At 68.1% G+C, this 23,844-nt stretch carries 17 protein-coding genes and 1 tRNA gene; 9 read left to right on the top strand and 9 right to left on the bottom strand.

The annotated features are described in order from the left end of the window. Positions 1-477: 477 nt before the first annotated feature. Positions 478-1,086 (bottom strand): Imm5 family immunity protein, encoded by a 609-nt coding sequence (locus BKH32_RS03590; RefSeq protein ID WP_075248663.1) that lies wholly within the window; start codon positions 1,084-1,086, stop codon positions 478-480. A 424-nt stretch (positions 1,087-1,510) separates the two neighbouring features. On the opposite strand from BKH32_RS03590, the gene BKH32_RS03585 reads away from it, so the two are divergent. Then, entirely contained in the window at positions 1,511-2,473 is a 963-nt protein-coding gene (locus BKH32_RS03585) for an IS630 family transposase (RefSeq protein ID WP_178384543.1), read from the top strand. Between the two features lie 66 nt (positions 2,474-2,539). Here the strand turns inward: BKH32_RS03585 and BKH32_RS03580 are convergent, their stop codons facing one another. Genes BKH32_RS03580 through BKH32_RS03570 form a run of 3 tightly spaced genes read right to left on the bottom strand, consistent with a single transcriptional unit; the run spans position 2,540 to position 5,233 of the window. Next, the gene (locus BKH32_RS03580; protein ID WP_075248661.1) at positions 2,540-3,154 is read right to left on the bottom strand and encodes an Imm5 family immunity protein; all 615 of its coding nucleotides are present in this window, start codon (positions 3,152-3,154) and stop codon (positions 2,540-2,542) included. Between the two features lie 28 nt (positions 3,155-3,182). Continuing rightward, complete coding sequence (locus BKH32_RS13495) at positions 3,183-4,196, bottom strand: hypothetical protein (RefSeq protein WP_143222695.1); 1,014 nt, start codon at positions 4,194-4,196, stop codon at positions 3,183-3,185. Then, positions 4,178-5,233 (bottom strand): hypothetical protein, encoded by a 1,056-nt coding sequence (locus BKH32_RS03570; protein WP_143222693.1) that lies wholly within the window; start codon positions 5,231-5,233, stop codon positions 4,178-4,180. The genes BKH32_RS13495 and BKH32_RS03570 overlap by 19 nt, the downstream gene beginning before the upstream one ends. On the opposite strand from BKH32_RS03570, the gene BKH32_RS13880 reads away from it, so the two are divergent. Further along, entirely contained in the window at positions 5,232-5,387 is a 156-nt protein-coding gene (locus BKH32_RS13880; protein ID WP_178384542.1) for a hypothetical protein, read from the top strand. The two genes, BKH32_RS03570 and BKH32_RS13880, sit on opposite strands and share 2 nt — an antisense overlap. A gap of 415 nt (positions 5,388-5,802) precedes the next feature. On the opposite strand, the gene BKH32_RS13180 is transcribed toward BKH32_RS13880, so the two are convergent. The 4 genes from BKH32_RS13180 to BKH32_RS03550 form a co-directional block, all read right to left on the bottom strand. After that, complete coding sequence (locus BKH32_RS13180) at positions 5,803-7,221, bottom strand: hypothetical protein (RefSeq protein ID WP_430383782.1); 1,419 nt, start codon at positions 7,219-7,221, stop codon at positions 5,803-5,805. A gap of 6 nt (positions 7,222-7,227) precedes the next feature. Then, a complete protein-coding gene (locus BKH32_RS03560; RefSeq protein ID WP_075248658.1) occupies positions 7,228-7,887 on the bottom strand; it encodes a chain-length determining protein in 660 nt (219 codons plus the stop codon). A 259-nt stretch (positions 7,888-8,146) separates the two neighbouring features. Further along, entirely contained in the window at positions 8,147-8,923 is a 777-nt protein-coding gene (locus BKH32_RS03555) for a TetR/AcrR family transcriptional regulator (protein WP_075248657.1), read from the bottom strand. Between the two features lie 4 nt (positions 8,924-8,927). Beyond that, positions 8,928-10,151 (bottom strand): acyltransferase family protein, encoded by a 1,224-nt coding sequence (locus tag BKH32_RS03550; protein ID WP_075248656.1) that lies wholly within the window; start codon positions 10,149-10,151, stop codon positions 8,928-8,930. 198 nt (positions 10,152-10,349) lie between these two features. Here BKH32_RS03550 and BKH32_RS03545 point away from each other — a divergent pair. From BKH32_RS03545 to BKH32_RS03530, 4 genes are all read left to right on the top strand, one after another. Then, positions 10,350-10,421 (top strand) — tRNA-Gln (locus BKH32_RS03545). A 192-nt stretch (positions 10,422-10,613) separates the two neighbouring features. Continuing rightward, positions 10,614-11,606, top strand: coding sequence for a bifunctional UDP-N-acetylglucosamine diphosphorylase/glucosamine-1-phosphate N-acetyltransferase GlmU (locus BKH32_RS03540; RefSeq protein ID WP_143222691.1), 993 nt, complete (start codon positions 10,614-10,616; stop codon positions 11,604-11,606). Between the two features lie 137 nt (positions 11,607-11,743). Further along, complete coding sequence (locus BKH32_RS03535) at positions 11,744-12,736, top strand: ribose-phosphate diphosphokinase (RefSeq protein WP_075248655.1); 993 nt, start codon at positions 11,744-11,746, stop codon at positions 12,734-12,736. Between the two features lie 422 nt (positions 12,737-13,158). Continuing rightward, positions 13,159-15,042: a hypothetical protein gene (locus tag BKH32_RS03530; RefSeq protein WP_075248654.1), complete on the top strand. Its 1,884-nt coding sequence runs from the start codon at positions 13,159-13,161 to the stop codon at positions 15,040-15,042. Positions 15,043-15,159: 117 nt separating this feature from the next. Here BKH32_RS03530 and BKH32_RS03525 read toward each other — a convergent pair whose 3' ends face one another. After that, complete coding sequence (locus BKH32_RS03525; protein ID WP_256690704.1) at positions 15,160-17,388, bottom strand: YveK family protein; 2,229 nt, start codon at positions 17,386-17,388, stop codon at positions 15,160-15,162. A 497-nt stretch (positions 17,389-17,885) separates the two neighbouring features. On the opposite strand from BKH32_RS03525, the gene BKH32_RS03520 reads away from it, so the two are divergent. From BKH32_RS03520 to BKH32_RS03510, 3 genes are all read left to right on the top strand, one after another. Next, complete coding sequence (locus tag BKH32_RS03520; RefSeq protein WP_075248652.1) at positions 17,886-19,259, top strand: hypothetical protein; 1,374 nt, start codon at positions 17,886-17,888, stop codon at positions 19,257-19,259. Positions 19,260-19,269: 10 nt separating this feature from the next. Beyond that, positions 19,270-23,058, top strand: a complete 3,789-nt coding sequence (gene mfd, locus BKH32_RS03515) for a transcription-repair coupling factor (RefSeq protein ID WP_075248651.1) — start codon at positions 19,270-19,272, stop codon at positions 23,056-23,058. A gap of 118 nt (positions 23,059-23,176) precedes the next feature. Next, positions 23,177-23,844 (top strand): hypothetical protein (locus BKH32_RS03510; RefSeq protein WP_256690701.1); only part of this gene is annotated, 668 nt, incomplete at its 3' end.

The raw sequence follows: 23,844 nt of genomic DNA, 5'->3' as shown, positions 1-23,844 counted from the left end.
TCCAGGCCCAGGAAGGTCGTCAGATCAGGGTCGGTGAAGGTAGTCTCAGGCACGTCGAGGTCTCTCGTGACGGTTGTGTAGCAGCTCCCATCATCGGGGGACCTCGACCCCTACCCACCGCAACGACGCACCCGCCCCACCTATGCACTTCAATAGGCTCCAGCTACCACACCCTCAAACACGAAGAGCCCCGATACTTCCATCTTCATTACCGCTACTGACTGATGTAACGAAGTATCTCCTGTCGTCTGGTGCTGGTTTCCAGCTGAATTGGTCTCGGAGGGCGAATATCGTGTTAATGGTTATGGGTCATCTGTGTTAGGTTATAGTACGGATGATCGCAACATCCTCTTCAGTAGGGTAGGCGCGGAACTGCTGACCTTTGGTTGTCAATATAGACTGATTCACCTCCCGCCGTCCATCTATTGTGGGGCAACCTGTCCTGTATTGTGGGGCAACCTGTCCTGCTGAGTTTACTTAACTATCGAGGACTGATGGAATGGCGTTGTTAAGGTACCGCATCCAGAAAGCACGAGGTGCTTCAACGTCAACCTCATCGGCAGGTCTCCAATTCATGCCGCCCGCGACCGCACGCGCACACGCATAACTACAGTCCAAGGAATCTGGCAGAAGCTCGTCGTCATCCTCCAGCTCTTCATCAATAACATAGTACGGATCTCGGTGGCATGCCGAGATTACCATGTGCTGCGCCGCGTTCGCAGCAAATATTGCTTTGTCGTTCTCGGGATTAGTTGCTTCATCTCCTAGGCTTTGAAAAAAGTGAAATGCGGATCTTTTGGCGTCATCCGTATCCACTTGATTTTCAGCTAATGAAACAGCTAGCGACAGCATTTCATTAATATCGGGTCGACCTCGAAATGCCTGCTCCCATATATATAGAACTTTACGTACGCATAACATATCTAGATAAGTTCTGCGGCGGTAGGATGCCCCTGTCTGGTGGGCGTCAATCATCGCCTCCCAGAGTCGCATTCTTGTCCCAATCGACAGTATCCCTTTGCTGTCACCACCTACTTCTGCCTGGGCGTGTGTTATCTGGGTTGCAAGTGCCTTCACGTCGATCATTGCCACCATTATCTGGTGTAGCTTTGCAATTAAACTGGTTCCACGGGGTGAAGAGTCCTTCGTGGACTGTCGCTGTGGTCAGCAGTCTTTCGAGTGATGGTCATTCCTGGCTCATTGGGGTAATTGTTAACATCAACCGAGTCGCCTACTATAGTGTGATTAAAACAAGATTCGTGTTGCTGGTTTTGTTGTTGGGTTGGTGATCGGGTATTCGTGGGGCGTCCGGTGTGGGGGGTGTCTCTTTCTCGTGGGGTGTTTGGCTGCTGGTGCTGGCTTCTTTTGTCGTCTTCTCTTGTGTTGTCGGCGTTTCGCGTGAGCTCTCGGGTCGGGGGCGGAATATCATGCTGGGATGGACAGGGTCGTGGTTAGTGATGATGAGTGGGCTGTTTTGCAGGGCTATAAGCACCAGGCGCCTTACAGGTTGATGCGATTGAAGTCCGAGGCGGTCGTGCTGCTGTCCAAGGGTGTGGATACCGCGGTCGTGGCCCAGGTCGTCGAGCGCACGCCCGAGACGGTGCGCAGCTGGGCTCGGGCGTGGAACCGGTACCGTCTGGCCTCAATCCACACCGGTCACGCCGGCAACCTCAACGCCTCCAGGCTCACCGCCACCCAGCGCCAGGAGGTGGCCGGGGTACTGTCCCGGCCCCCGTCGGAGCAGGGCCTGCCCATCGGGTTCTGGGACGTGCCCCATCTGGCGGCCTGGGTCTACGACCACTTCGAGGTGGAGTACGCCTCTGCCGTCTCCTACCGGTTCGTGCTGCACATGGCGGGCCTGTCCTTCCACCGCCCCGAGGCCGTCGACCAGCGCCGCCCGCCCCAGGCGGACGTTGACCAGCGCATGAGCCAGATCCGTTCCGAGATCGTTCGCAAGTGGTCCGATCCCGAGGTGATGGTGGTGTGCGCCGACCAGGTGCGTATCGAGCACGAGGCGATCGTGCGCAGGGCGTGGATCCGCCGAGGTGACGCCGCCCGTCTGGAGGTCGACCGCCGCCGCCAGGCCCAGTCCTACATCGGCTTCTTGCACGAGACCGACGGCACCGTCGACTTGATGACCCTCGACTGGCAGGACACCGGCGCCATCACTCAGGCCCTGATCGACCTGACCGTGAAGCACCCCGACAAGAAGAAGATCGTCATCGTGTGGGACAACGCCTCCTGGCACCGTTCAGCAAGGCTCAGACACAGTCTCAAGACCATCAAGAACCTCGAGAGGATCCACCTGATCAACCTACCCGCCTACAGCCCCGACGAGAACCCCATCGAGCACGTCTGGAAAGAAGCAAAGGACAGTATCAGCAACCACCAAAGAGCCACATTCCCCCAAACCCGACAAGCATTCGAGACCTTCATCCAGGCAAACAAGTTCCCCTACCGACTCACAAAATAATCTCATTTAAACTCCACTATACGTAGTATGCAAGTTATGAGGTTCAGTCATTCTTGCAGAGCCTGCTCAATTCCTGAGGACTGTTGGAATAGCTTCATTAAGGTACCACAGCCAGAATGCACGTCGAGCTTCGACGTCAACATCTTCGGCGGCCTGCCAGTTTAGTCCACGCGCCAGCGCAGCTGAACAGCAGTAACTTAGATCCAGAGAATCGGGAAGTAAGTCGTCATCCTCTAGGTCTCCATCCATTTCTACTTCATAATATGGATTTCGGTGGCATGCAGAAATTACGGCGCTTGCTGCGGCGTCGGCAACAAATGTGGCCGGTTCTGTAGTGGTGTTAAGTTCAGTCGCGAATAGGATGTCTTGAAGAAACTGGCTTGCTTGCTCTTGAGCTTGGGCAGGATCGGCTTTCCCTTCGGTGACTGCATGTGCGAGTTGCAGCATGTTCTCGATCCCTGAGTTTTCAGGAAAAACTTGGTACCACACGTGCTGAACGCGATGTACGCACAATGAGTTGAGGTGAACTCGAGTTTGATACGACCATTCAGGGTTGTCATCATCAATCATTGCCCTCCAAATTGATAGCCGTCTCGCTAGCGAAAGAATCCCCTTAGGGCTGCTTGTCACTTCAGTTCTGCCGGCATGTAATTGTCCATTAAGATCCTGGACGTTAATCATAAGACATCCCCTTCTTAAGTTTCGACATTCAGTTCCAGTATTTTCCTGGGATCGGAGAGTTTGGTGGGACTTCTAATCCGTTCGGCATTTTGATTGAGCCGTCGGGTCTAAATATCCATGTGCCATCCGGGTCGGTGACATACCAGGTTTTTCCGCTATGCTGAGAATAACTGCGAAACCATCCGGGGCAGTCATTACATAGTCGGTCGGAAACGCCGATCCGAGACTCTTGGGCAATAAGTGCTTCTTGGCGTTCTGCGTGCGACGCCAAAGCTCGGCCTTTGACTCCATGATCTCGGCATCCCATTGACCGCCGAGGATATCCCATCTCGTCAGTTACTCTTAGTACTTCTTGGTCGTTAGGTGAATGAAAACCAATAGGCCTGTCGGAGGACCATCCGCTGAGCGTTCTTTCGTGATCTGATGCCACCTTCTTGTTTTTGTACTTTTTTTGGGCGTTGAGTGGTCTGGCTGTTGTCGATGCTCGCGTGTGTGCTGCTTGTGATTCTGCGACGCGTTGGGCTTCGGTTCTGGCTGCTGCTTGTTCGGTGGCTTTAGCTGCTTTCTTGCCTCCTTGTCTCAGGGCGGTGCGGCTGGCGGCCATGTCCCTGGCGGTAGTGCGGGCGATGGTGTGTGCGCCGGCTCCGAATACTGAACCTGGGATGAAGGTCAGAGCGAAGTCGAACAGGTCCCAGGCTAACTGGCCTGCGGTGACGTTGCTGAGGTATGAGGAGGTCGCCGCAGCAGGGTCGCGGATGAAGGAGGCCAGGCCGTGGCCGTGGGCCGCGGCCCAGGTCAGGACTCCGACGGCTCCCATAGCCAGGGCGAAAGTGGAACCAGCCGACATCAGCAGCATCACACCCAGCGCCGTGACCAGGAGCTGGCCTGTCGGCCCCAGGGAGTCCCACCACGTCGCCAGGTCGTCGAGCAGGCCGGCGAAGAACCCAGGGTCGCTGTCGCCGAACAGCAGTGACGAGCCGATCGCCTGAGCGACCACCACACCGCACCACAGGCACGCCACCCCTATGAGGGCCGAGACCACGAGTGTGATGAGAGCGAAGACGTGGCGTGCCGAGGGCTCGACCCCGGGGTGGTGGCAGCCATGGCGTCACGACGCGCTTCCATCACCTGAGCGGCGGTGAGACGGCCCTCGATCATGCGCTGGGGGCGGGTCATGCGCCGGTCGGCGTAGCCGCGGGCGATAACGACCAGGTCGCTGTAGGACAGCACCACCAGCGCCACGACCGCCTCGATCGGAGCCCGCACAAAAGCCGGTCCCCCGATCGCCGTCACAGAGGGCACCCTGGGTGCCTCACCAGCAGTGACCCCCAGGGCTCCGGTGCGCAGGCGCCTGCGGGCATCGGCCAGCAGACACAGAACGAATAACACCACCGAGTAGGCGATCGCATTGTTACCTCGCCCCGAGGCTTGCCACACCGCGCCCAGCCAGTAGACGACCGGGTCGCCCGAGTCCAGCCAGGACACCAAGGTCAAGGAGGCCACCGAGGCGTTGTAGGCCGCGTGATCCACCACCACCTGCACCAGCGCTACGGCAGGCAGCACCCAGGCCACCACCCGCCCCAGCGGCCTGCCGGTGCGCCACAGAACGATCCCCAAGCCGACCGCCATCGCCACCGTCATCGTGGACACGTGATGACCCACCGCCAGCGGGCTCGGCCCCGCGCCGGCCATGAACCGGCCTAACAGGCCGTCACTCTCCCACAGGCGGAAGGACCCGGCTGTCCAGGCGTTGAGCGAGTAGTCCAGACCCTTATCACCACCCAGCAAAGAAGCCAGCATCCCCTGAGGCGCTAGACGCCTGGCGCCGTCCTCAGCCGCAGTGAAGCCGGCCCCGGCCGCGTAACCCAGCAACGCCCAGTCCACCGCCGCCAGGCGCCGCGCCCGCCCCGGTGCCACCAAAGCCACCACCGCCAGCGGCACCAGCTTGCCCGGCTCCTCAACAAAGGCCGCCAGAGCAATGCTCGTTCCGTCATCGCTCGTCGTCATCCCGCCACTGGCGGCAACCAGCTCAGTAGCCTTAGCCACCGCCAGCGCCCACGGCACACTCACCGAGAACATGACACTCACCGCCCGCCACGAGATGGTGCGAGTGCGTGACAGCAGCACCATCACCCCCAGACAGGCCAGCATCCAGATTGCCGGCACCATCGCAGCAGCCAGTTGTGGCACCAGCAGCACAGCCACCACCAGCAACACGATCGTGATGCGCTGACTGATCCGAGACAGTCGTAACAGTCCCCGGGCCAGTCCCTCGTGACGGCTCAACCACCTCTGCCAGGCCCATTGCACTCGCTGCCAGGCCTCCGGTGGAAACTGTAAGGACCCCGCCGGTCGTCCCCACACTAACGGGTTGACAACGCCAAAAGCGCCCGGAGCACTACGAGAACTCACCAAAACCTTCTCACATTACCAACAGCGGGCAAACACCCACTCGGGGCCACAAGAACGTAACCATCCTGTTATCTGCGGCCCTGCGTCACCACTCTGACGAAGATCGGGGTGGCGCAGGTGAGAGCCGTGGAAACGAGGCTTGAGGTGTGGATGTACTCAGAAGTAGCGAGAGGGCTCATTCCCCGGCCGAGTCTCAGTACCAGCCCGGGATTCAGGGGGTTGGATCAGGCTCGGGATCAGTCCCTGAGTGAGGTTTCGACGGCTGGGCGGGACTCGACGTCGGGGGCGGGCTCTGATACGGGCGCCGCGGAGTCGGAGAGCGCGTCCTGCGGCGTGGCGGCCGGCTCGTCGTCGGCGTCCAGCTGGGCGGCGTCGCGCAGGGGAGGCTGCAGGACGGCGGCCCCCAGCACGATCGGCAGGTAGGCGGGCAGCACCGTCCAGGGCCCCACGAACACGTTCTGCACCACGGTCAGGGCCGCGAAGAACAGCCAGGGGGTGGCCTTGAGCCGCCCCAGGTCGCGCATCATCGCCGCCAGCGCCATCCCCGCGATGAGCAGCAGCAGCAGGCCACCTGGGATCGAGGCCGCCGCCCACATGTCCATGACGCCCGAGTGCAGCTCGATGCGGCCGCCGAACATGAAGTTCTCCACATACCCGTTCTCCGGGTCGTAGCCCAGGGCCGCCATGCCGCGCTTGGCCACCCACAGGTCCTCGAAACGGGGCTTGACGCCTGCGCCGTACCCCCAGGGCCGGTTCTGGAACAGGGCCCAGGAGGCCCCCAGCTCGGGGCGGGCGGACAGGAGCAGGCCCGCCGAGCTCGAGGACTGGGCGATGGTCCGGTTCTGGGCGTCCTCTCCCAGGGTCCCGGACTCCGAGGCCATGACGACCCCGACCATCGCCACGATCCCCACGACCGCCAGAACGAGGATCTGGGAGATCGCCAGGCGTCTGGGAGTGGGCACGCGCCAGCGGGCCCAGGACGCCAGGGCCTGCCAGATGACCGTGCCCAGGATGATGGCCAGGAAGGACAGGGTGGAACGCGAGTCGGAGACGAGGAAGACGCCGCTGAGCACCAGCAGGGCCGCGATCTGCACCAACCGGCGTCGGTCGGCCACGAGGCTGAGGACCATGATCGTCACCGCCGCACCGACCCCGAACTTCCACGGGTTGGAGTTGGTCTGAAACAAGGACAGCGAGTCCAGGAACATGCCGAAGCCGACCGCCAGGGCCGCGCGCCTGGTTCCCAGTCGGCGCGCCCCCCACACGAAGACGGCCACCGCGCAGGGGACGGCCAGCAGGCTCAAGGTGGTGACACGGCGGGCCCAGGCCTCGACGACGAAGCTGCTCTCAGCCAGCAGGGACATGATGTAGGCCGTGCCCGCCGCCAGGATGGACAGCACGAGCAGCAGTGAGAAGCGGCGCGCCTTGCGCACGGCCGTCCAGGTGATGGGGACCGAGGCGAGTGCGACGCAGTCCCCGACGCTCAGGGCGGCCGCCAGCTCGCGGCGCACACCCACGCAGACCAGCAGGACGACGGCGATCGCCATCTCCAGTCGGCGCCACGTCGTCCCCGGCTCCCGGCCCGCTCCGGGATCAGTGTCCGACGGCGTCCGCGAGCCCCGGTGGGAGAGGGCCTGCGACCATATCTGGGCCACGGCCGGTCAGGCGTCTTCCCGAGAGCGACGACGCCCGATGATGAGCAGCGGGTCCTCGACCTTGTCCTGTGGGTTCTTCTGACTCAGGAAGTACAGCAGGATCGCCATGATGGCGCCGGCGGCCAGCCCGATGGCGGTCCCGATCAGCGCGGTGGACACGGCCGACAGGCTCGAGGGGGAGGAGGGGGTCGTGGGGGAGTCGACCACCTTGAGGGTCGCCGTGGTGTTCCCGGCCTGCCCGGAGCTGGACAGGTCACGGGCCACCGAGTCCAGGGCGGTCAGCTCGGCCTCGGTGATCCTGTGGGCGCGCTCGGGATCCGTGCTGGTGCACCGGATCTCCACCAGGGTGGTGCCGGTCTTGCTGGTCACTGACACGGACCTGCGCAGCTCGTCCTGGCTGATCCCCGTGTTCTTGGAGACCTCCGCGAAGGTGCTCTCCGAGGTCCCGATCTCCACCAGCGTCGGCATGATGGAGGTCAGGTAGTTGAAGGTGCTGGGGAGGTTGGCCTCACCGTTCTCCACGTACAGGTTCGCGTTGGCGGTGGAGGTGTACTGCGCTGGCGTCAACAGGCCGAAGACAGTGCCGATGATGGTGCCCAGCACAACGTGCATGACCACCAGGACTGCGTTCTTGCGCAGCGCGATGATGAGGGTTTCCGGGTCCATGGGTTCCGTTTCGGTGATTGCGGGAGCAACAGAATAGCGTGCCGTTTGGGGGTGTGAGCCGGGCACGGGAAGTGAATCACCTCCTTCCCCGACACTTCTCAGAACTCGTTGGGGCATTGAGGCTCAACGATTGCGGGCACTCGCAGGACGATCGACCGGTCGGGTAGTGACCAATGCGACGGGCGTTCGCCAGAGGGAGCAGGACCGACGACGACGCGGGTGTGAGCCGACTGCGGCGCCGTTAGGGCGCCCAGTGGCCCTAGGCGGTGCTGTGGCGGTGAGCCGAGCCCTTGGTGCGCGAGTCGGTCCCGGGCCCCGAGGCTCCGGTGTCTGTGTTGTCGGAGCCGCCTGCGGGGCCGGAGTGGAGCGTGGGCTCGGCCTTCATGCCGCGCAGGCCGTTCCAGGCGAGGTTGACCATGTGGGCGGCCACCTCCTCCTTGCTCATCGAGCGGTTCTCCAACCACCACTGAGCCGGCATCGCCACGATACCCACCAGCATCTGGGCGTACAACGGGGCCGTGCGCGGGTCGAGGTCGTGGGCGGCGAACTGCGAGGCGAGGATCCCGGAGACCTCGATGGCGACGTCGGCCAGCAGCGTGGAGTAGGTGCCGGCCGCGCGGTCCGAGCCGGCCGAGAGGATGCGGAAACCGTCGGGGGAGTCCTCGATGTAGGTCAGCAGGGCCAGGGCGGCCCGCTCGGCGATCCGTGAGGCCGAGCCGGAGGCGTCGGATCCTCCCGGTGCGTGCCGGTCGGCCTGCGGGGCCGCTGCGGCGTCTGCGGCGTCTGCGGCGGGGTCTGCGATCGCCGAGGAGATCGCGGCCGAGATCGTGGTGATCTCCCGGTCGACGACGACGGCGTACAGGCCCTCCTTGCCGCCGAAGTGCTCGTAGACCACCGGCTTGGACACCTGGGCGCGGGCCGCCACCTCCTCCACGCTCGTGGCGTCGAAGCCGCGCTCGGCGAACAGCCCGCGGGCCACGGCGATGAGCTGCTCGCGCCGCTCGCTGGCGCTCATGCGGGTGCGCTTGGCCGCCATGGCTCTAGACCCCACTGCTGCGGTCGGTCGGCCGACCGCAGCGACGGCGCTGAGACCACTGGGTGAGGCGCGTCGAGGCCAGGGCTCCGGTGCGGCGGGCCAGCCGGTGGCTGGGGGCCTCGATGTAACGCTGGAACAGCCAGGTCAGCGGCGCCGAGACCAGAGGTGCCATGATGAGCACCCACCACGGCGAGATCGAGTGCGTCAGCAGCCGCAGCGAGACCACGACCGGCTCATGGACCAGGTAGAGGGAGAAGGACATGAGCCCCAGGTACTGCACGGTGCGCGAGCGCAGCAGGCCGCGCAGCGCCCCGGCCCGCACCACGAGGTGGACCAGGTAGGCGGCCGCCGCCAGGGTGACCGCGTTGGCCAGGCGCTGGGCCGTGTGGCTCTCCATCCCCGGCCACCAGGCCAGGGTGATGAGCAGCAGGCACACCAGGGCCTGCACCGTCGCCCAGGGCTGGGGGCGCTGCGGCACCGGGGTGGGGTTGTGCCCCCAGGCCCAGCCCATGACCGCGCCGATGGTGAAGACCGGCAGGTAGCTGCCCGAGCCGGGGCTGGCGGTGATGACGGGCACCGCCAGGGCGGCCGCCACCGGCAGCCAGGAGACCCGCCAGCGGGCGCACAGGGCCACCCCGAGGATCATCAGGGGCAGCACGAAGGAGAAGATCGCCTCGGCGTGCAGCGACCACAGGACGGTGTTGCGGTAGGCGTGCTTGGGGATGAGCAGGTACTCCATGAGCATCTGTCGCGCCCCGAGCCCCGTGGGGTGGGTGACGGTCATCCAGTGCCCCAGCGCCGGATCCGTCGAGCGCGGCACGAGCAGCATCGCGATGACCGCGAAGGTGGTGGAGGCCGCCGCCGGCAGCCACAGGCGCACGAAGCGCCGCGGGGCGTAGTCGACCCAGTCGAAGCGCCGCCCCCGGGCGTGGCGGCGGGCCACCGGGTAGGTCAGGGCCACACCGGACAGGACGAAGAAGATGAGGACGGCCTCGTGGCCCGCCCACAGCAGGTGGAGGGGGCTCTGGGTGAGGAGCCGGTTGAAGGTGCCGGTGGGCACGGTGCCGGGTCGCGCCCCGACCTCCGCCAGCGCGGGCACGGTCTCCAGGGCGTGGTGGATGAGCACGACGACGGCGGCCAGCCCACGCAGCCCGTCGAGCTCGATGAGGCGCACCGCTGCCGGCTTGCCGGAAGAAGAGGGAGGGGGAGCGGAGGGGGAACTGGACATGCCCCCATCCTGCCCTGTCCTCCCGGCCGACCGCGAAGTCCGAGGACTGTGGCATGCGCCCCGCGCAGGCGCGAGGCCCGGTGCCGGATGCGTCCGAGGCACGCTGAGCCGCCGCGAAGGTGCCGAGCGCGACCGGGACATGAGAGACTGTCCCGGCGTCTCGCCCCTCGCCGTCGGGCCCGGGTCGGGATGCGTCCTTCCGCCCTGGTGTAGCGGCAGCACGCAGGCCTTTGGAGCCTTGAGGCCCGGGTTCGAATCCTGGGGGCGGAGCGGCGTAGCATGAGTGGCGTTGGGGTTCCCTCGCTCTCACGCCCGACGGTGGTCACCCGGTCACCGACGGGATGCGCGCCAACCGTCCATCCGTACCTGATTTCAGAAACCGTTGGAGTCCGTCCCCGGCCTCCGCCCGGTCGCGGCCGGAGACGTCGGGAGTCCGGGCGCGAACCTGTGAGAAGAGGACACGTGACGCTTACCGCACCCGCCGCCGTCATCGTCATGGCCGCTGGCAAGGGAACTCGTATGCGATCGGTCACCCCCAAGGTCCTGCACCGGATCGGCGGTCGCAGCCTGGTGGACCACGCCGTCACCGCAGCCAGGGGACTCGAGCCCCAGCATCTCGTCGTCGTCGTGCGTCACGAGCGCGACGCCGTGATCGCCCACCTCGCCGAGGTCGCCCCCGACGCCGTCCCGGCCGACCAGGACGAGGTCCCCGGCACCGGACGGGCCGTCGCCTGCGGGCTGGCCGCCCTGCCCGAGGACCTCGCCGGGCCCGTCGTCGTCACCAGCGGGGACGTCCCGCTGCTGGACACCGCCACCCTCCAGGAGCTCCTGGCCCAGCACCACGAGCGCGGCGACGCCGTCACCCTGCTGACCACCGAGCTTGCGGACCCCACCGGCTACGGGCGCGTCGTGCGCGAGGCCGACGGCACCGTCTCGGCCGTCGTCGAGCAGCGCGACGCCAGCGAGGCCCAGCGCGCCATCCGCGAGATCAACGCCGGCGTCTACGTCTTCGACGCCGCCCACCTGCGCACCGCCCTGGAGACTCTGGGCACCGACAACGACCAGGGTGAGGTCTACCTCACCGACGTCGTCGCCCACGCCCACCGGTCCGGACGGTCCACCAGCGCGCTGGTCGTCGCCGACCACTGGCTCGTCGAGGGCTGCAACGACCGCGCCCAGCTCGCCGAACTCGGCGCCGAGCTCAACCGCCGCGTCCTGGCCGACTGGATGGCCCAGGGCGTCGGCGTCGTCGACCCGGCCTCCACCTGGGTGGACGTCACCGCCGAACTCGCCCAGGACGTCACCCTCGAGCAGGGCGTCCTCGTGCGTGGAACCACCCGGGTCGGCCAGGGCGCCCGCGTGGGTGCCTACGCGATCCTCACCGACGCCGTCATCCCGGCCGGCTGCGTCGTGGCCCCCTTCAGCCGGCTCGACGCCGACGGCGCCCGAGCCTGACGCATGAGCGCACCGCAGCTTCGGCCCCGATCGGTCAGGCCGTCACAACCCTGCCGGCCGAAGCGATCACTGACCTTCACCTCCGTCTCCAACAGTCACATCGAGGGCCGCACCGGCCGTGAGAAGGGAACCACGTCATGACGGGCATCATTACCAAGGGTGAGAAACGGCTGGTCGTCGTCTCCGGGCGCGCCCATCCCGAGCTCGCCCAGGACGTGGCCAGCGAGCTCGGCACCGAGGTGCTGTCCTCCACGGCCTACGACTTCGCCAACGGGGAGACCTACGTCCGCTTCAACGAGTCGGTGCGCGGCTGCGACGTGTTCGTCGTCCAGTCCCACGGCGACCGCGTCAACGACTGGCTCATGGAGCAGCTCATCATGGTCGACGCCCTTAAGCGCGCCTCCGCCAAGCGCATCTCCGTGGTCGCCCCCTTCTTCCCCTACGCCCGTCAGGACAAGAAGCACCTGGGACGCGAGCCCATCAGCGCCCGCCTCGTGGCGGACCTCTACAAGACCGCCGGCGCCGACCGCCTCATGAGCGTGGACCTGCACACCTCCCAGGAGCAGGGCTTCTTCGACGGCCCCTGGGACCACCTGTGGGCCCAGCCGGTGCTCGTGGACTACGTGCGCACCCGCGTCGACCCGGCCAACGCCGCCGTCGTCTCCCCCGACGCCGGCCGTATCCGGGTGGCCGAGCGCTGGGCCAACCAGCTCGGCGGCACCCCGCTGGCCTTCATCCACAAGACCCGCGACGTCACCCGCCCCAACGAGTCGGTGGCCAACCGCGTCGTCGGCGACGTCGAGGGGCGCTCCTGCGTCCTGGTCGACGACATGATCGACACCGGCGGCACCATCGCCAAGGCCGTCCAGGTGCTCCTGGACTCCGGGGCCAAGGACGTCATCGTCGCCGCGACCCACGGGGTGCTCTCCGGGCCGGCTGTGGACCGGCTCTCCACCTGCGGGGCCCGCGAGGTCATCGTCACCGACACCCTGCCGATCCCCGCCGGCAAGCGCTTCGAGCAGCTGACCGTCCTGCCGATCGCGCCGCTGCTGGCCCGGGCCATCAAGGCCGTCTTCGACGACGGCTCGGTGGCCTCCCTCTTCGACACCGTCGGCGTCGCCGGCGACTGAGGCCGGCGGGTCCGCGCGCCTCGCAGGACCCGCATGAGCCCGCCGCGCACCGGCTCCGGACGTCGCGCTCCCGCCCTCGCCGGGCCCCTCACCGGGCCCGGAGAGGGCGTCTCTCCTGGGGTGGAGCTCTCCGTGATAGCGAGTCGTACTCAGGACGTGGAGTAACCTTCGGATAACAATTTCATTGCAATCCAACCTTGTGGTCACGTAGCGTGGTGCCGTCATCGATTTGTGTTCCTTTCGTTCCCTCTTCGTGTTCCACATGAGCGGACTGTGCTCCCCGAACCAACGCGCGCTACCAGTTAGATTAATCGTTATCACAGACATTGAACCGGTGGCTATCGCGGGCCTCATCCGGCCTGCTGCCAGCGACGATCTGTGATTCGCTTGCGCGCTGCTCGCCATATGTACCGGAGGTTTCCTTGCGTCGTCTCTCCACCATCCCTCGTCTCGCCATCATCCTGTCCCTCCTGCCGCTCCTGCTCGCCTCAATGGTCGTCCTGCCCCCCGCCGCCCCGGTGGCCACGGCTCAGGAGAAGACGGAGGCCGACTCCGATACTGACGGACATGACCAGGGCGACGGCTCCGACAACGTCGGTGACAACGGGGGCGGCGGCGCTGCGGGTACCGCCCCCGTCGGCCAGTCCTCCCAGGAGCCCGTGTACACGGCCGCGCCCCTGCCCACGGTGCAGATCGACGGCGTCGCCTGGGGGCAGCTCGTCGTCGGCGACGTGGTCTACGTCGTCGGCAGCTTCGACAACGCCCGCCCGGCCGGCGCCCCCAAGAAGCAGCAGCAGGTCGCGCGCTCCAACATCCTGGCCTACGACCTCACCACCGGGAAGCTCATCGAGGACTTCGCCCCCACCCTCAACGGGCCAGGACGCAGCCTGGCCGTCTCCCAGGACGGTAAGACCCTCTACGTCTCCGGGGAGTTCGACAAGGTCAACGGCGAGTGGCACAGCCGCCTGGCGGCCTTCGACCTCACCCAGGGGCACGGAACCCTCATCTCCTCCTTCAGGCCCATGTTCAACACGACCGTCAAGGACATCGCGGTCGCCGGCGACACCCTCTACGCCGGGGGCTACTTCACCAAGGTCAACGGTCAGCCGCGCGTCAGGCTGGCCGCCCTCAAGGCCTCCACCGGTCAGCTGCTGAACTGGACCGCCTCCGCGGAGGGGCCCAACGCCCAGGTCTACGCGATCGAGGTCTCCCCGGACCACTCCAAGGTCGTCATCGGCGGCTCCTTCTCCTCGGTCAACGGGTCCAGCAGACCCGGCTACGGGATGGCGCTCCTGAGCGCCTCCACCGGCGAGATGCTGCCCATGCCCGTCAACGACACCGTGCGCACCGCCGGTAAGCAGGCCGCCATCTTCGACATCGCCGTCGACGACGACGGTTTCTACGCCACCGCCTACTCCGCCGTCGGGCGCCTCGACGAGGCCAACCTCGAGGGGAGCTTCAAGGCGGACTGGGACGGCAACCTCATCTGGCTCGAGCCCTGCCACGGAGACACCTACGGGATCGCCCCCACCAAGGAGACGGTCTACACGGTGGGTCACGCCCACTCCTGCGAGACCATCTACGGGTTCCCCAACATGCCCGAGCTGCGCAAGGACGGGCCGCACCCCCTGTACGTGCGGGCCATGGCCTTCACCAACAGCGCCGACATCACCATTCGTCAGCAGGGCGTTGTCACCGGCTACCAGGACTGGTCGACGTCGGACTACAAGAGCCCCACGATCATCGGCTGGTACCCGGACCTGGAGGCGGGCAAGTACACGGGCATGTCCCAGGCCGCCTACAAGATCGACGTCACCGACTCCTACATCCTCATGGTGGGCGAGTTCATCGAGGCCAACGGCACGACCCAGCAGGGGATCGTGCGCTACCCCAGACGTGCGGGCCAACCCACACTGCCCCCCGAGGGCAAGGCCGAGACCCTGGCCGCCAAGGCGGAGGTGACGACCTCGGGCTCGGTGAAGGTGGGGTTCACCGCCACCTGGGACCGTGACGACCCGACCCTGACCTACAGCCTCTACCGGGATGACGAGACCACGCCGGTGGCCACCGAGAAGATCAGCGACACCCGCTGGGCGCTCAAGAGCCACAGCCTGGAGGACACCACCTGCTCGCCCGGCGATCACACCTACCGCCTGGTGGTCTCCGACCCCAGTGGTAACACCATCACCGCCCAGATCCCGAGCGTCACGGTCCCCAAGAAGGCGAAGAAGAAGGGCAAGAAGGCGAAGAACGCGGACCAGGCCGCCGGCGACGACCAGGCCGACGACGAGGAGGACGACAACTGAGCCCTCGGGTTGTGCGGGGGTTGTGGTCTGGGACCTATCTGGCCCGGTGACACATGAAGGGAGGGTCCGATGCTCAAAGCATCGGACCCTCCCTTCACAGTGGTGCTGGCCGCCGGCTCACCAGGAGCGGCGCGTTGACTGCCTGCGGCGGCCGGCCGAGGCCGCGGAGGCCGCCGAGGCGGAGGCTGAGTGCCGGGCCGAGGAGGCCGAGGCCATCTGGTGACCGGGCTGGATCGACGGCGGCGGAGGCGGCGGCGGGGCGTCCGGCGGATCGGGACTGCGGTGGCGCCCACCCGCTGACGCCGACACCGGCGTGAGATGGCGGGTCTGCTCGATGGAGGACTCCTCGGACAGCGGTGTCACGAGAGTCAGTCGCGGCTTGGACATCCGCCGGCGTCGAGCCAGGGCCTGTCGGCGCGAGGGCGCCTGCTGACGCGCCGACGTCGACGCGGAGGTGGGGGAGTCGGTCTCGGAGACCGAGTCCCGCGTGTGCGCCGCGGTGCGTGAGACCTCTGCGGCAGCCGTGGGCTCGGGGGCAGAGGACGTCGGCTGGACCCGGCGCCGGCCCGTCGTCATGGGCAGGGAGGAGGCGTCCTGCCAGCTAGCCGGTGACACCGGGAGGTCCGCCGACGGCGAGGTGATGCGCCGCCGAGTGGGCGTGCTCGGCGCGGAGCCCGACGTCGGCTCCGAGGCGCGCCGACGGCCGGTGGTCGGCGTGGCGGTGAGGGAGTCGATGGATGAGGAGGTCGGGGTCAGTGTCGGTGTCGACGTCGGAGGGTACTGGTAGGAGAGCCCTGCCGAGGGGGCGGAGGAGGCCGGGGAGGCTGAGGACCCCGAGGACCCGGAGGAGGCCGGGACGGTCTGCCCGGTGGGCAGGGCGGTGCTGCGACGGGTGGGGCCGTCCGGCGCGCCCGGGAAACGGTGGCTCCCGGAGGCCGGGGCCGCCGTGTAGGGCTGCACCGCGATCGACGGGGAGGCCGGCACCGTCAGGTCGGCGGGGGTGGACAGCGGCGGGGGCAGTGGCGCGTGCCTGTAGGGGGCGGTGGCCTCGGAGGCCGACTGGGATGAGACGGCCCCGGCCGAGGCGGTCGACGCGGGCCGGTTGGTCTGCTGGCGCTGCATGGCGGAGGTGATGCCGGAGGTGAAGCTGTGCGCGGGGTCCTGGGCGGAGGACTGAGTGGGGTCCTGGGCGGAGGCCGAGGCCGCTGAGGCCGACGACAGCGGCGCTGCGCTCATGGAGACGGGGCTCATGGAGACGGGAGAGTACGTTGACGACGTGGCGGGCACCGGGGAGACCGGAGACGGCGTCGGCACCGAGGTGTGGACCGGCTCCTGGGCGGAGGGCACTGGCTGGGCCGCCGGGTAGGCGGAGTCGGAGATCGCGGGCATCGCGGTCGTCTGCTGCGGCGACTGCGGGGGCGGGAAGGTTGGGACCGATGCGGATGGGGCCATCGGCTGGGAGATCGGTACCGGGGTCGACGTCGAGGCGGGCAGCATGGGCGCGGAGACGGGGGGCGGCATCGAGGCGGGGGCTGCCTGCGTCGCCATGGCGCCGGGGTCCTGGATGACGGGGACCTCGGGGGAGGCCGGGGCCGGAGACGGGGGCGGGAGCTGCTGATACTGATAGGGCGGCTGCGCCTGCACCTGAGGCTGCGCGGGCTGCTGACTCGGTCGCAGCAGGTCCGAGGTCTTCTGCCTCAGGGCGTTCAGCGTGGCCGCCGTGCGCCCGGGACGGCTCTCGGCGCCCTCGTCGCCGCCATGGCCGCTGTCGCGACGGTGACGGAACATCGCATAGGAGATGGAGGCCAGAAGCCCCAGCAGCAGCCCGGAGATCGCCGCCGCTCGGGCGCCGGGACGCTCCATGGTGGTGTTGGCCGTGGTGGCGGGCGAGGTGGTGCTCGTCGTCATGCCCAGGGCCTGCTTGCCCAGCAGCTCACCGGAGGAGAGCTCCTTATTGAGCGAGTCGGCGGTCGCCTGGGCCATGTCGACGGCCTTCTGCTTGCTGCCGGCCTTGGCGGTGATGGACAGGACCAGGGTCTCGGGCGGGTTGGTGACCGTCAGCGCCTCCGCCAGATCGGTGGTCTCCATGTTCAGGTTGGCCGCTGCCGGATCGAGGACCTTCGGGCTCGTGGAGAGCTCCACGAGGGTCGGCATGAGGTCCTTGGCCTGGGTGGAGAAGGAGGGCGTCTCCTTGGACTTGGGCTGGATGCCCAGGGTCGTGGTGGCCACTGCGACCGGCTTCGTCGCCAGGGCCACTCCCATCCCGGCCAGGATGCATACGAGCAGGATGACGAGGCAGGCGACAAGGTTCCTGCGGATGGCGTGAAGGATCTGCGACGGCTGCACGCTGCTCCTCATCTGGTCTGGGGATGATCTGGATCTGGTCGGTTCCGGCGGCCCGTCGGGCACCGTGGGCCGTATGGCCCGGCGGATGCAGAAAGGCTACGACCCAACCCTAACTGTAAGATCACGCTCAGGTCTCGGTGACTGTAGTAGCCTTCGCTGCGCCCCCGGCCACGCCTGGAATCCTCAGACACGGGGGAGTGGATGATGTGGTGAGTCTTTCACCGGAACCGTGTGACGGGTGAGGGCCCCCGGGACTCCCTCCCCAGCAGTGAAGAAGGCGTCGGGGTCGGCCCAGTCGGGGCGACGTCGTCGGACTTCTTCCGGCTGCTCCTGACCTTGGTCAGGAGCTCGGAGGCTCTCCCAGCATCTTCCCGGGTACTTCTCACGGCGGCCCGGCGGCGGCCCGAGCCTCGCCGGCACGCCGCTTCGCCCACCTACCAGCCACCGACTCGACCGCCGTGACATTGCCGCGGCCATGACAAGACAAGGGAGGAACGATGTCCTTCGCCAGGACCCTGTTCATCGTCCTCCCCATGGTGGCCGCCGCCCTGGCGCTCCTCATCTTCGTGGCCGACCGTATCCACCGCCGCCCCGTCGCCGGGGCCGCACTGGTCATGGGCGCCATCGGCTTCGTGCCGGTGTGGGTGATGATCCCCTTCGAGCCCAATGTGCCTCCGGCCACCCTGGCCTGCCTCCTGGTGATCCTCGCCCTCCTGCCCGGCTTCTCGTGGCGGCTGACCAGCGGTGACTTCATGGTCGCCACCGCCTGGTGCCTGGTGGGCCTGTCGGTCGCCGCGGGCTCGCCCCTCAACTACGTCCTGTCCGACGTCGTCTTCGGAGCCCTGCCCGCCTACCTCGCCGGACGGCTGCTCGTGGAGCGGCTCGGGCTGCGGCGCATGGCGGAGGTCCTGGCAATCGTGTGGATCGCGGTGGCCGTGCTGGCGCTGTTCGAGGCCGTCACCACCATCAACCCCTTCAGCTACGTCGCCATCAACAACAACCTCTATGAGGAGTGGGCCCCGTCCCTGGCTCGGGGCAGCTTCACCCGCGTCGAGGGGGCCTTCGGCCACCCCATCGCCCTGGGGGTGTGCCTGGCGGCCGGGATCCCTCTCATCCTGGCCGCGCGGTGGAGACCCGGCTACCGGATCGCGGCCGGCGCCCTCGTCCTGGGGGCGACCATCCCGACCTTCTCCCGCTCGGCGATCGCCTGCGCCGTCATCGCCGTCATCCTCAGCCTCATGCAGGTGCACACCAATATCCCCGCCCTGTGGCGGATGAGCTTCCTCATGGTGCTGGTCGGCGTGGGCAGCGTGCTGCTGCCCTACGTCCTGGGCGTCTTCGACTCGGCCGGCCGCGAGCAGGAGGACTCGGCCGGATACCGCGGCGACATCCTCGTCCTGGTGCGTCAGCTCAAGCCGCTGGGACTGTCCTCGGCCTACCAGAAGGCGGGGGGCTCGGTGGCCTGGGGCGCCTACAGCTCCATCGACAACCACCTGCTGCTGACCGCGCTGCGCTTCGGCTGGATCCCCGTGGTGCTCCTCATGGTGGGGCTGCTGGTCTACGGCGCCAGGGCCCTCGTCCAGCGCTCGAACCCCGCGCAGATCGCCCTGCTCAGTCTCATCCCGGCCTACGGGACGGTCGCCTTCATCACCCAGATCGGCACCGTCGTGTGGCTCATCGCCGGCATGGCGGCCTCGGCGCAGGTCTCTGTCCTGCTGGAGAGCCGCAACAACACCGCGGGCGGGGGTGTGGGCGTCGTCGCCGGGCACGCCAACCCCTGGAACCGGATTCGCAGCGGGGACTGGTCCCGCCGGGCCTTCGCCGGCCGACCGGTCCGGCCCACCAGTGGTGCCGGGACGGGGAGTCACTAGACTCGCGGCCGTGCTCCTGACTGCGCTCCTGCCTCCGCTGCTCGCCGACGCCGACATCGCCCGCACCGTTCGCGCCGCCTCCTCCCGCTCACGCACCGACCGCAGCCTCGTGGTGGCACCGGGCGCCCGGCCCGCCGTCCTGGCCGCCATGGCCCTGGGCGAGGAGGGCGTCCAGAGGGTCGCCGACGACGACGCGCAGGCGGCCGGCTCCGCGGAGGCCTCCGGCACGCCCCTGCTGGTCGTCACCGCCACCGGTCGCGAGGCCGAGGAGACCGCCCTGGCCCTGCGCAGCTACCTGCCGACGGAGGACGTCGCCGTCATGCCCGCCTGGGAGACCCTGCCCCACGAGCGCCTCTCGCCGCGCGCCGACACCGTCGCCCAGCGCCTGTCCGTCCTGCGCCGCCTGGCCCACCCCGAGGAGGGCGGGGCGATCCGCGTCCTACTCGTCCCCGTGCGCGCCCTGCTGGCCCCCGTCATCGCCGGGCTCGGCGAGCTCGAGCCCGTCCAGCTGGCCCCCGGCCTGACCGTCGGCCTGGAGGAGACCGCCCGCCGCCTGGAGGCCGCCGCCTACACGCGCGTCGACATGGTCGAGTCCCGCGGCGAGTACGCCGTACGCGGAGGCATCCTCGACGTCTTCCCGCCCTCCGAGCCCCGGCCGGTGCGTGTGGACTTCTTCGGCGACGAGATCGACGAGGTCTCCTCCTTCGCCGTCGCCGACCAGCGCACCATTGAGACGCTGGGCGCCGTCACCGCCACCGCCTGCCGCGAGCTGGTCCTCACCGACGCGGTGCGCGAGCGCGCCGCCGCCCTGGTCGACGCCGTGCCCGGCGCCGCCGACATGCTGGAGAAGATCAGCCAGGGCATCGCCGTCGAGGGCATGGAGTCCCTCGCCCCGGTCCTGGTCGACGCGATGGTCCCGCTGCTGGACCTCGTCGGCGACCGGCTCACGGTGCTGCTGGAGCCCGAACGGGTGCGCAAGCGCGCCGAGGACCTGACCGCCACCACCACCGAGTTCCTCGCCGCCGCCTGGACCTCGGCGGCCTCCGGCGGTACGGTCCCCGTCGACCTGTCCGCCGCCGCCTTCGCCCACCTGGCCGAGGCCCGGGCACTGGCCCTGTCCTCCAACCGCGGCTGGTGGTCCTTCACCGCCCTGGCCGCCGGCCCCGAGACCACCCGTCTGGACCTGAGCGACCCCCGCACCTACCGCGGCGAGCTCGAGCGGGCCGTGGCCGACCTGGGCCGGCTGGCCCGCCAGGGCTGGACCGTCGTCGTCGCCACCGACGGCCCCGGACCCGGCCGGCGCATGGCCCAGCTCCTGGGCGACGGCGACGTCCCCGCCCGCATCGTCGACCAGCTCTCCGAGGTCGGCGAGCTCGGCCGCGACGGCGACTGGGTTCCCGACCCGGCCGCTCCTGTCGATGAGTCCGACGGCTCGGCCGGCGTCGACGGCCCCGTTGATGCTGACGGTGCTGCGGCCGGTGGCTCGACGGCGGGCCCCGGCGACGGTGTCGTGCGCGTCACCCAGGCCAGTGCCGGCCACGGCTTCCTCGCCGAGGGTCTGCGCCTGGCCCTCATCGCCGAGTCCGACCTCACCGGGCGGGCCAGTACCGGCCCCCGCGAGCGCCGCAGCCTGCCTGCCCGCCGCGCCCGCCGCTCCGTGGACCCCCTGTCCCTGCACGCCGGGGACCTCGTGGTCCACGCCCAGCACGGGGTGGGGCGCTTCATCGAGCTGAGCCGGCGCACCGTGGGCGGGCCCCGCTCCTCGGCCACCCGCGAGTACCTCGTCATCGAGTACGCCCCCTCCAAGCGCGGCCAGCCCGGCGACCGCCTCCTGGTGCCCACCGACGCCCTGGACCAGGTCACCAAGTACGTCGGCGGCGACAGTCCCGCCCTGAGCAGGATGGGCGGCGCCGACTGGGCCAAGACCAAGTCCAAGGCCCGCAAGGCCGTGCGTGAGATCGCCGGCGAGCTCGTGCGCCTCTACGCCGCCCGCGCCGCCACCACCGGCCACGCCTTCAGCCCCGACACCCCCTGGCAGACCGAGCTGGAGGAGGCCTTCCCCTACACCGAGACCCCCGACCAGCTCTCCACCATCGACGAGGTCAAGGCCGACATGGAGAAGGCCCAGCCGATGGACCGGCTCGTGTGCGGCGACGTCGGCTACGGCAAGACCGAGATCGCCGTGCGCGCCGCCTTCAAGGCCGTCCAGGACGGCAAGCAGGTCGCGGTCCTGGTGCCCACGACCCTGCTGGTGAGCCAGCACGTCGAGACCTTCACCGAGCGCTACGCAGGCTTCCCGGTGACCGTGGCGGCCCTGTCCCGTTTCCAGGACGCCGCCGAGTCCGCCAAGGTGCTCGAGGGGCTGGAGAAGGGGAGCGTCGACGTCGTCGTCGGCACCCACCGTCTCATCACCGGCCAGGTGAGGTTCAAGGACCTGGGCCTGGTCATCATCGACGAGGAGCAGCGCTTCGGGGTGGAGCACAAGGAGACCCTCAAGGCGCTGCGCACCAACGTGGACGTCCTGTCCATGTCCGCCACCCCGATCCCGCGGACCCTGGAGATGGCGGTCACCGGCCTGCGCGAGATGTCCACCCTGGCGACCCCGCCCGAGGACCGTCACCCGATCCTCACCTACGTGGGCGCCTACGAGACCAAGCAGGTCTCCGCCGCGATCCGCCGCGAGCTGCTGCGCGAGGGGCAGGTGTTCTTCGTCCACAACCGGGTCGAGGACATCGACGCCACCGCCGCGCGCCTGGCCGAGCTGGTCCCGGAGGCGCGCGTGGCCACCGCCCACGGGCAGATGAACGAGCACCAGCTCGAGGCCGTCATCGACTCCTTCTGGCGCAAGGAGACCGACGTGCTCGTGTGCACCACGATCGTGGAGACCGGGCTGGACGTGTCCAACGCCAACACCCTCATCGTGGACCGCGCCGACCGCATGGGCCTGTCCCAGCTCCACCAGCTGCGCGGGCGCGTGGGGCGCGGCCGGGAGCGGGCCTACGCCTACTTCCTCCACCCCTCCGACAAGCCGCTGACCGAGACGGCCCTGGAGCGGCTGCGCACCATCGCCACCAACACCGATCTGGGGGCCGGGATGCAGGTGGCCATGAAGGACCTGGAGATCCGCGGCTCAGGCAACCTGCTCGGCGGCGAGCAGTCCGGGCACATCGCCGGGGTCGGCTTCGACCTGTACGTGCGCATGGTCTCCGAGGCCGTGGCCGCCTACAAGAAGGCCCTGGCCCGCTCCGGGAAGGCCGGAGCCGACGTGATCGGCTTCGAGGACGGCGACGAGGAGGACGTCGAGCTGCGCATCGAGCTGCCCGTGGACGCCACTGTCCCCGAGGACTACATCCCCCACGAGCGCCTGCGCCTGGAGGCGTACACGAAGTTCGCGGCGGCGCGCTCGGGGGAGCAGGTCGACGACGTCCTGGAGGAGCTGGCCGACCGCTACGGGCCCGTGCCCGAGGCGACCGCCCGCCTGGCGGGGCTGGCGCGCCTGCGGGCCCTGGCCGCCCAGCTGGGGGTGGGTGAGATCGTCGCCCAGGGCAAGTCGGTGCGCTTCGCCCCGGTGGACCTGCCCGAGTCGGCGCGCATGAAGGTCACCCGCCTCTACCCGGGCACCGTGCTGAAGCCGGCCACGCGCACCATCGTGGTGCCCGCGCCGGGCACCAACCGCATGGGCGGGGCGGCCCTGTCCGGCGAGGAGGTCGTGCGCTGGGCCGAGGTGCTCCTGCGCGCCGTCGTCCAGGGTGACACCGCCTACGAGACCGAGGCCACCACCTACCGCAAACGCCGCTGACGGTGGGCGGCGGCGGACCGGCTGCGTGCGTCGTCGCAGGCGGAACGGTAGGGTCAGGGGCAGAAATGTCGTGACACCATGTCGCCCTCCGGCGTCGTCCCCCCTCCAGGAGCAGACCGTGACCCGAAGCCTTGCCGCAAGTACGCGCGTCCTCGCCGCCAGCGCTGCACTCCTCCTCGCCGTCGGGGCGCTCGCAGGCTGCTCCGACCACCCCGGTCAGGTGGCCGACATGCACTACACCGGCCTGGACGGGGCCCGCCACTCCGTGGTCGTCAGTGAGAAGGACGTCGACGTCGTGGTCAAGGAGCTGGACTCCGCACTCGGCCGGGAAAGCCTGGAGCGGCAGGGTGTGAATCGGCCTCAGATCGCTGGACTCCTCGTTGAGGCCCCCATCCTGGTAGAGGTCGGCCAGGCCCACGGCCTGACCGTCACCGACGCGCAGACCGTGCAGTGGGCCAAGGAGCACCTGGGATTCGAGCCCCGCCAGGCGAAAACGATCACCTACCTGCGGGCGATCGTCCTGTCAGGCAACTACCGGGAACTCTCTCAGCGGGGGCAACAGGGGCAGGTCGTGATCGGCGAGCTGCAGAAGATCTACGGAACGCTCCACGGTGATATCTCCCCGCGCTACTCCACTAAGGCTCAGACCTGGTTGACCCAGACCGATCCCCGCCTGGCATCCGGCAACAATCCGTTCGGAGGTGGCCAGCAGCAGGCCCCCCAGCAACAGCAGCGGGCCCCGCAACAGCAAGCCCCTCAGCAAGGCGGCCAGCAGCAGGCCCCGCA

Origin of the sequence: Actinomyces oris (assembly GCF_001929375.1) — a bacterium.
Classification (GTDB): domain Bacteria; phylum Actinomycetota; class Actinomycetes; order Actinomycetales; family Actinomycetaceae; genus Actinomyces; species Actinomyces oris_B.
This window is presented reverse-complemented; position numbering and strand designations above follow the sequence as displayed.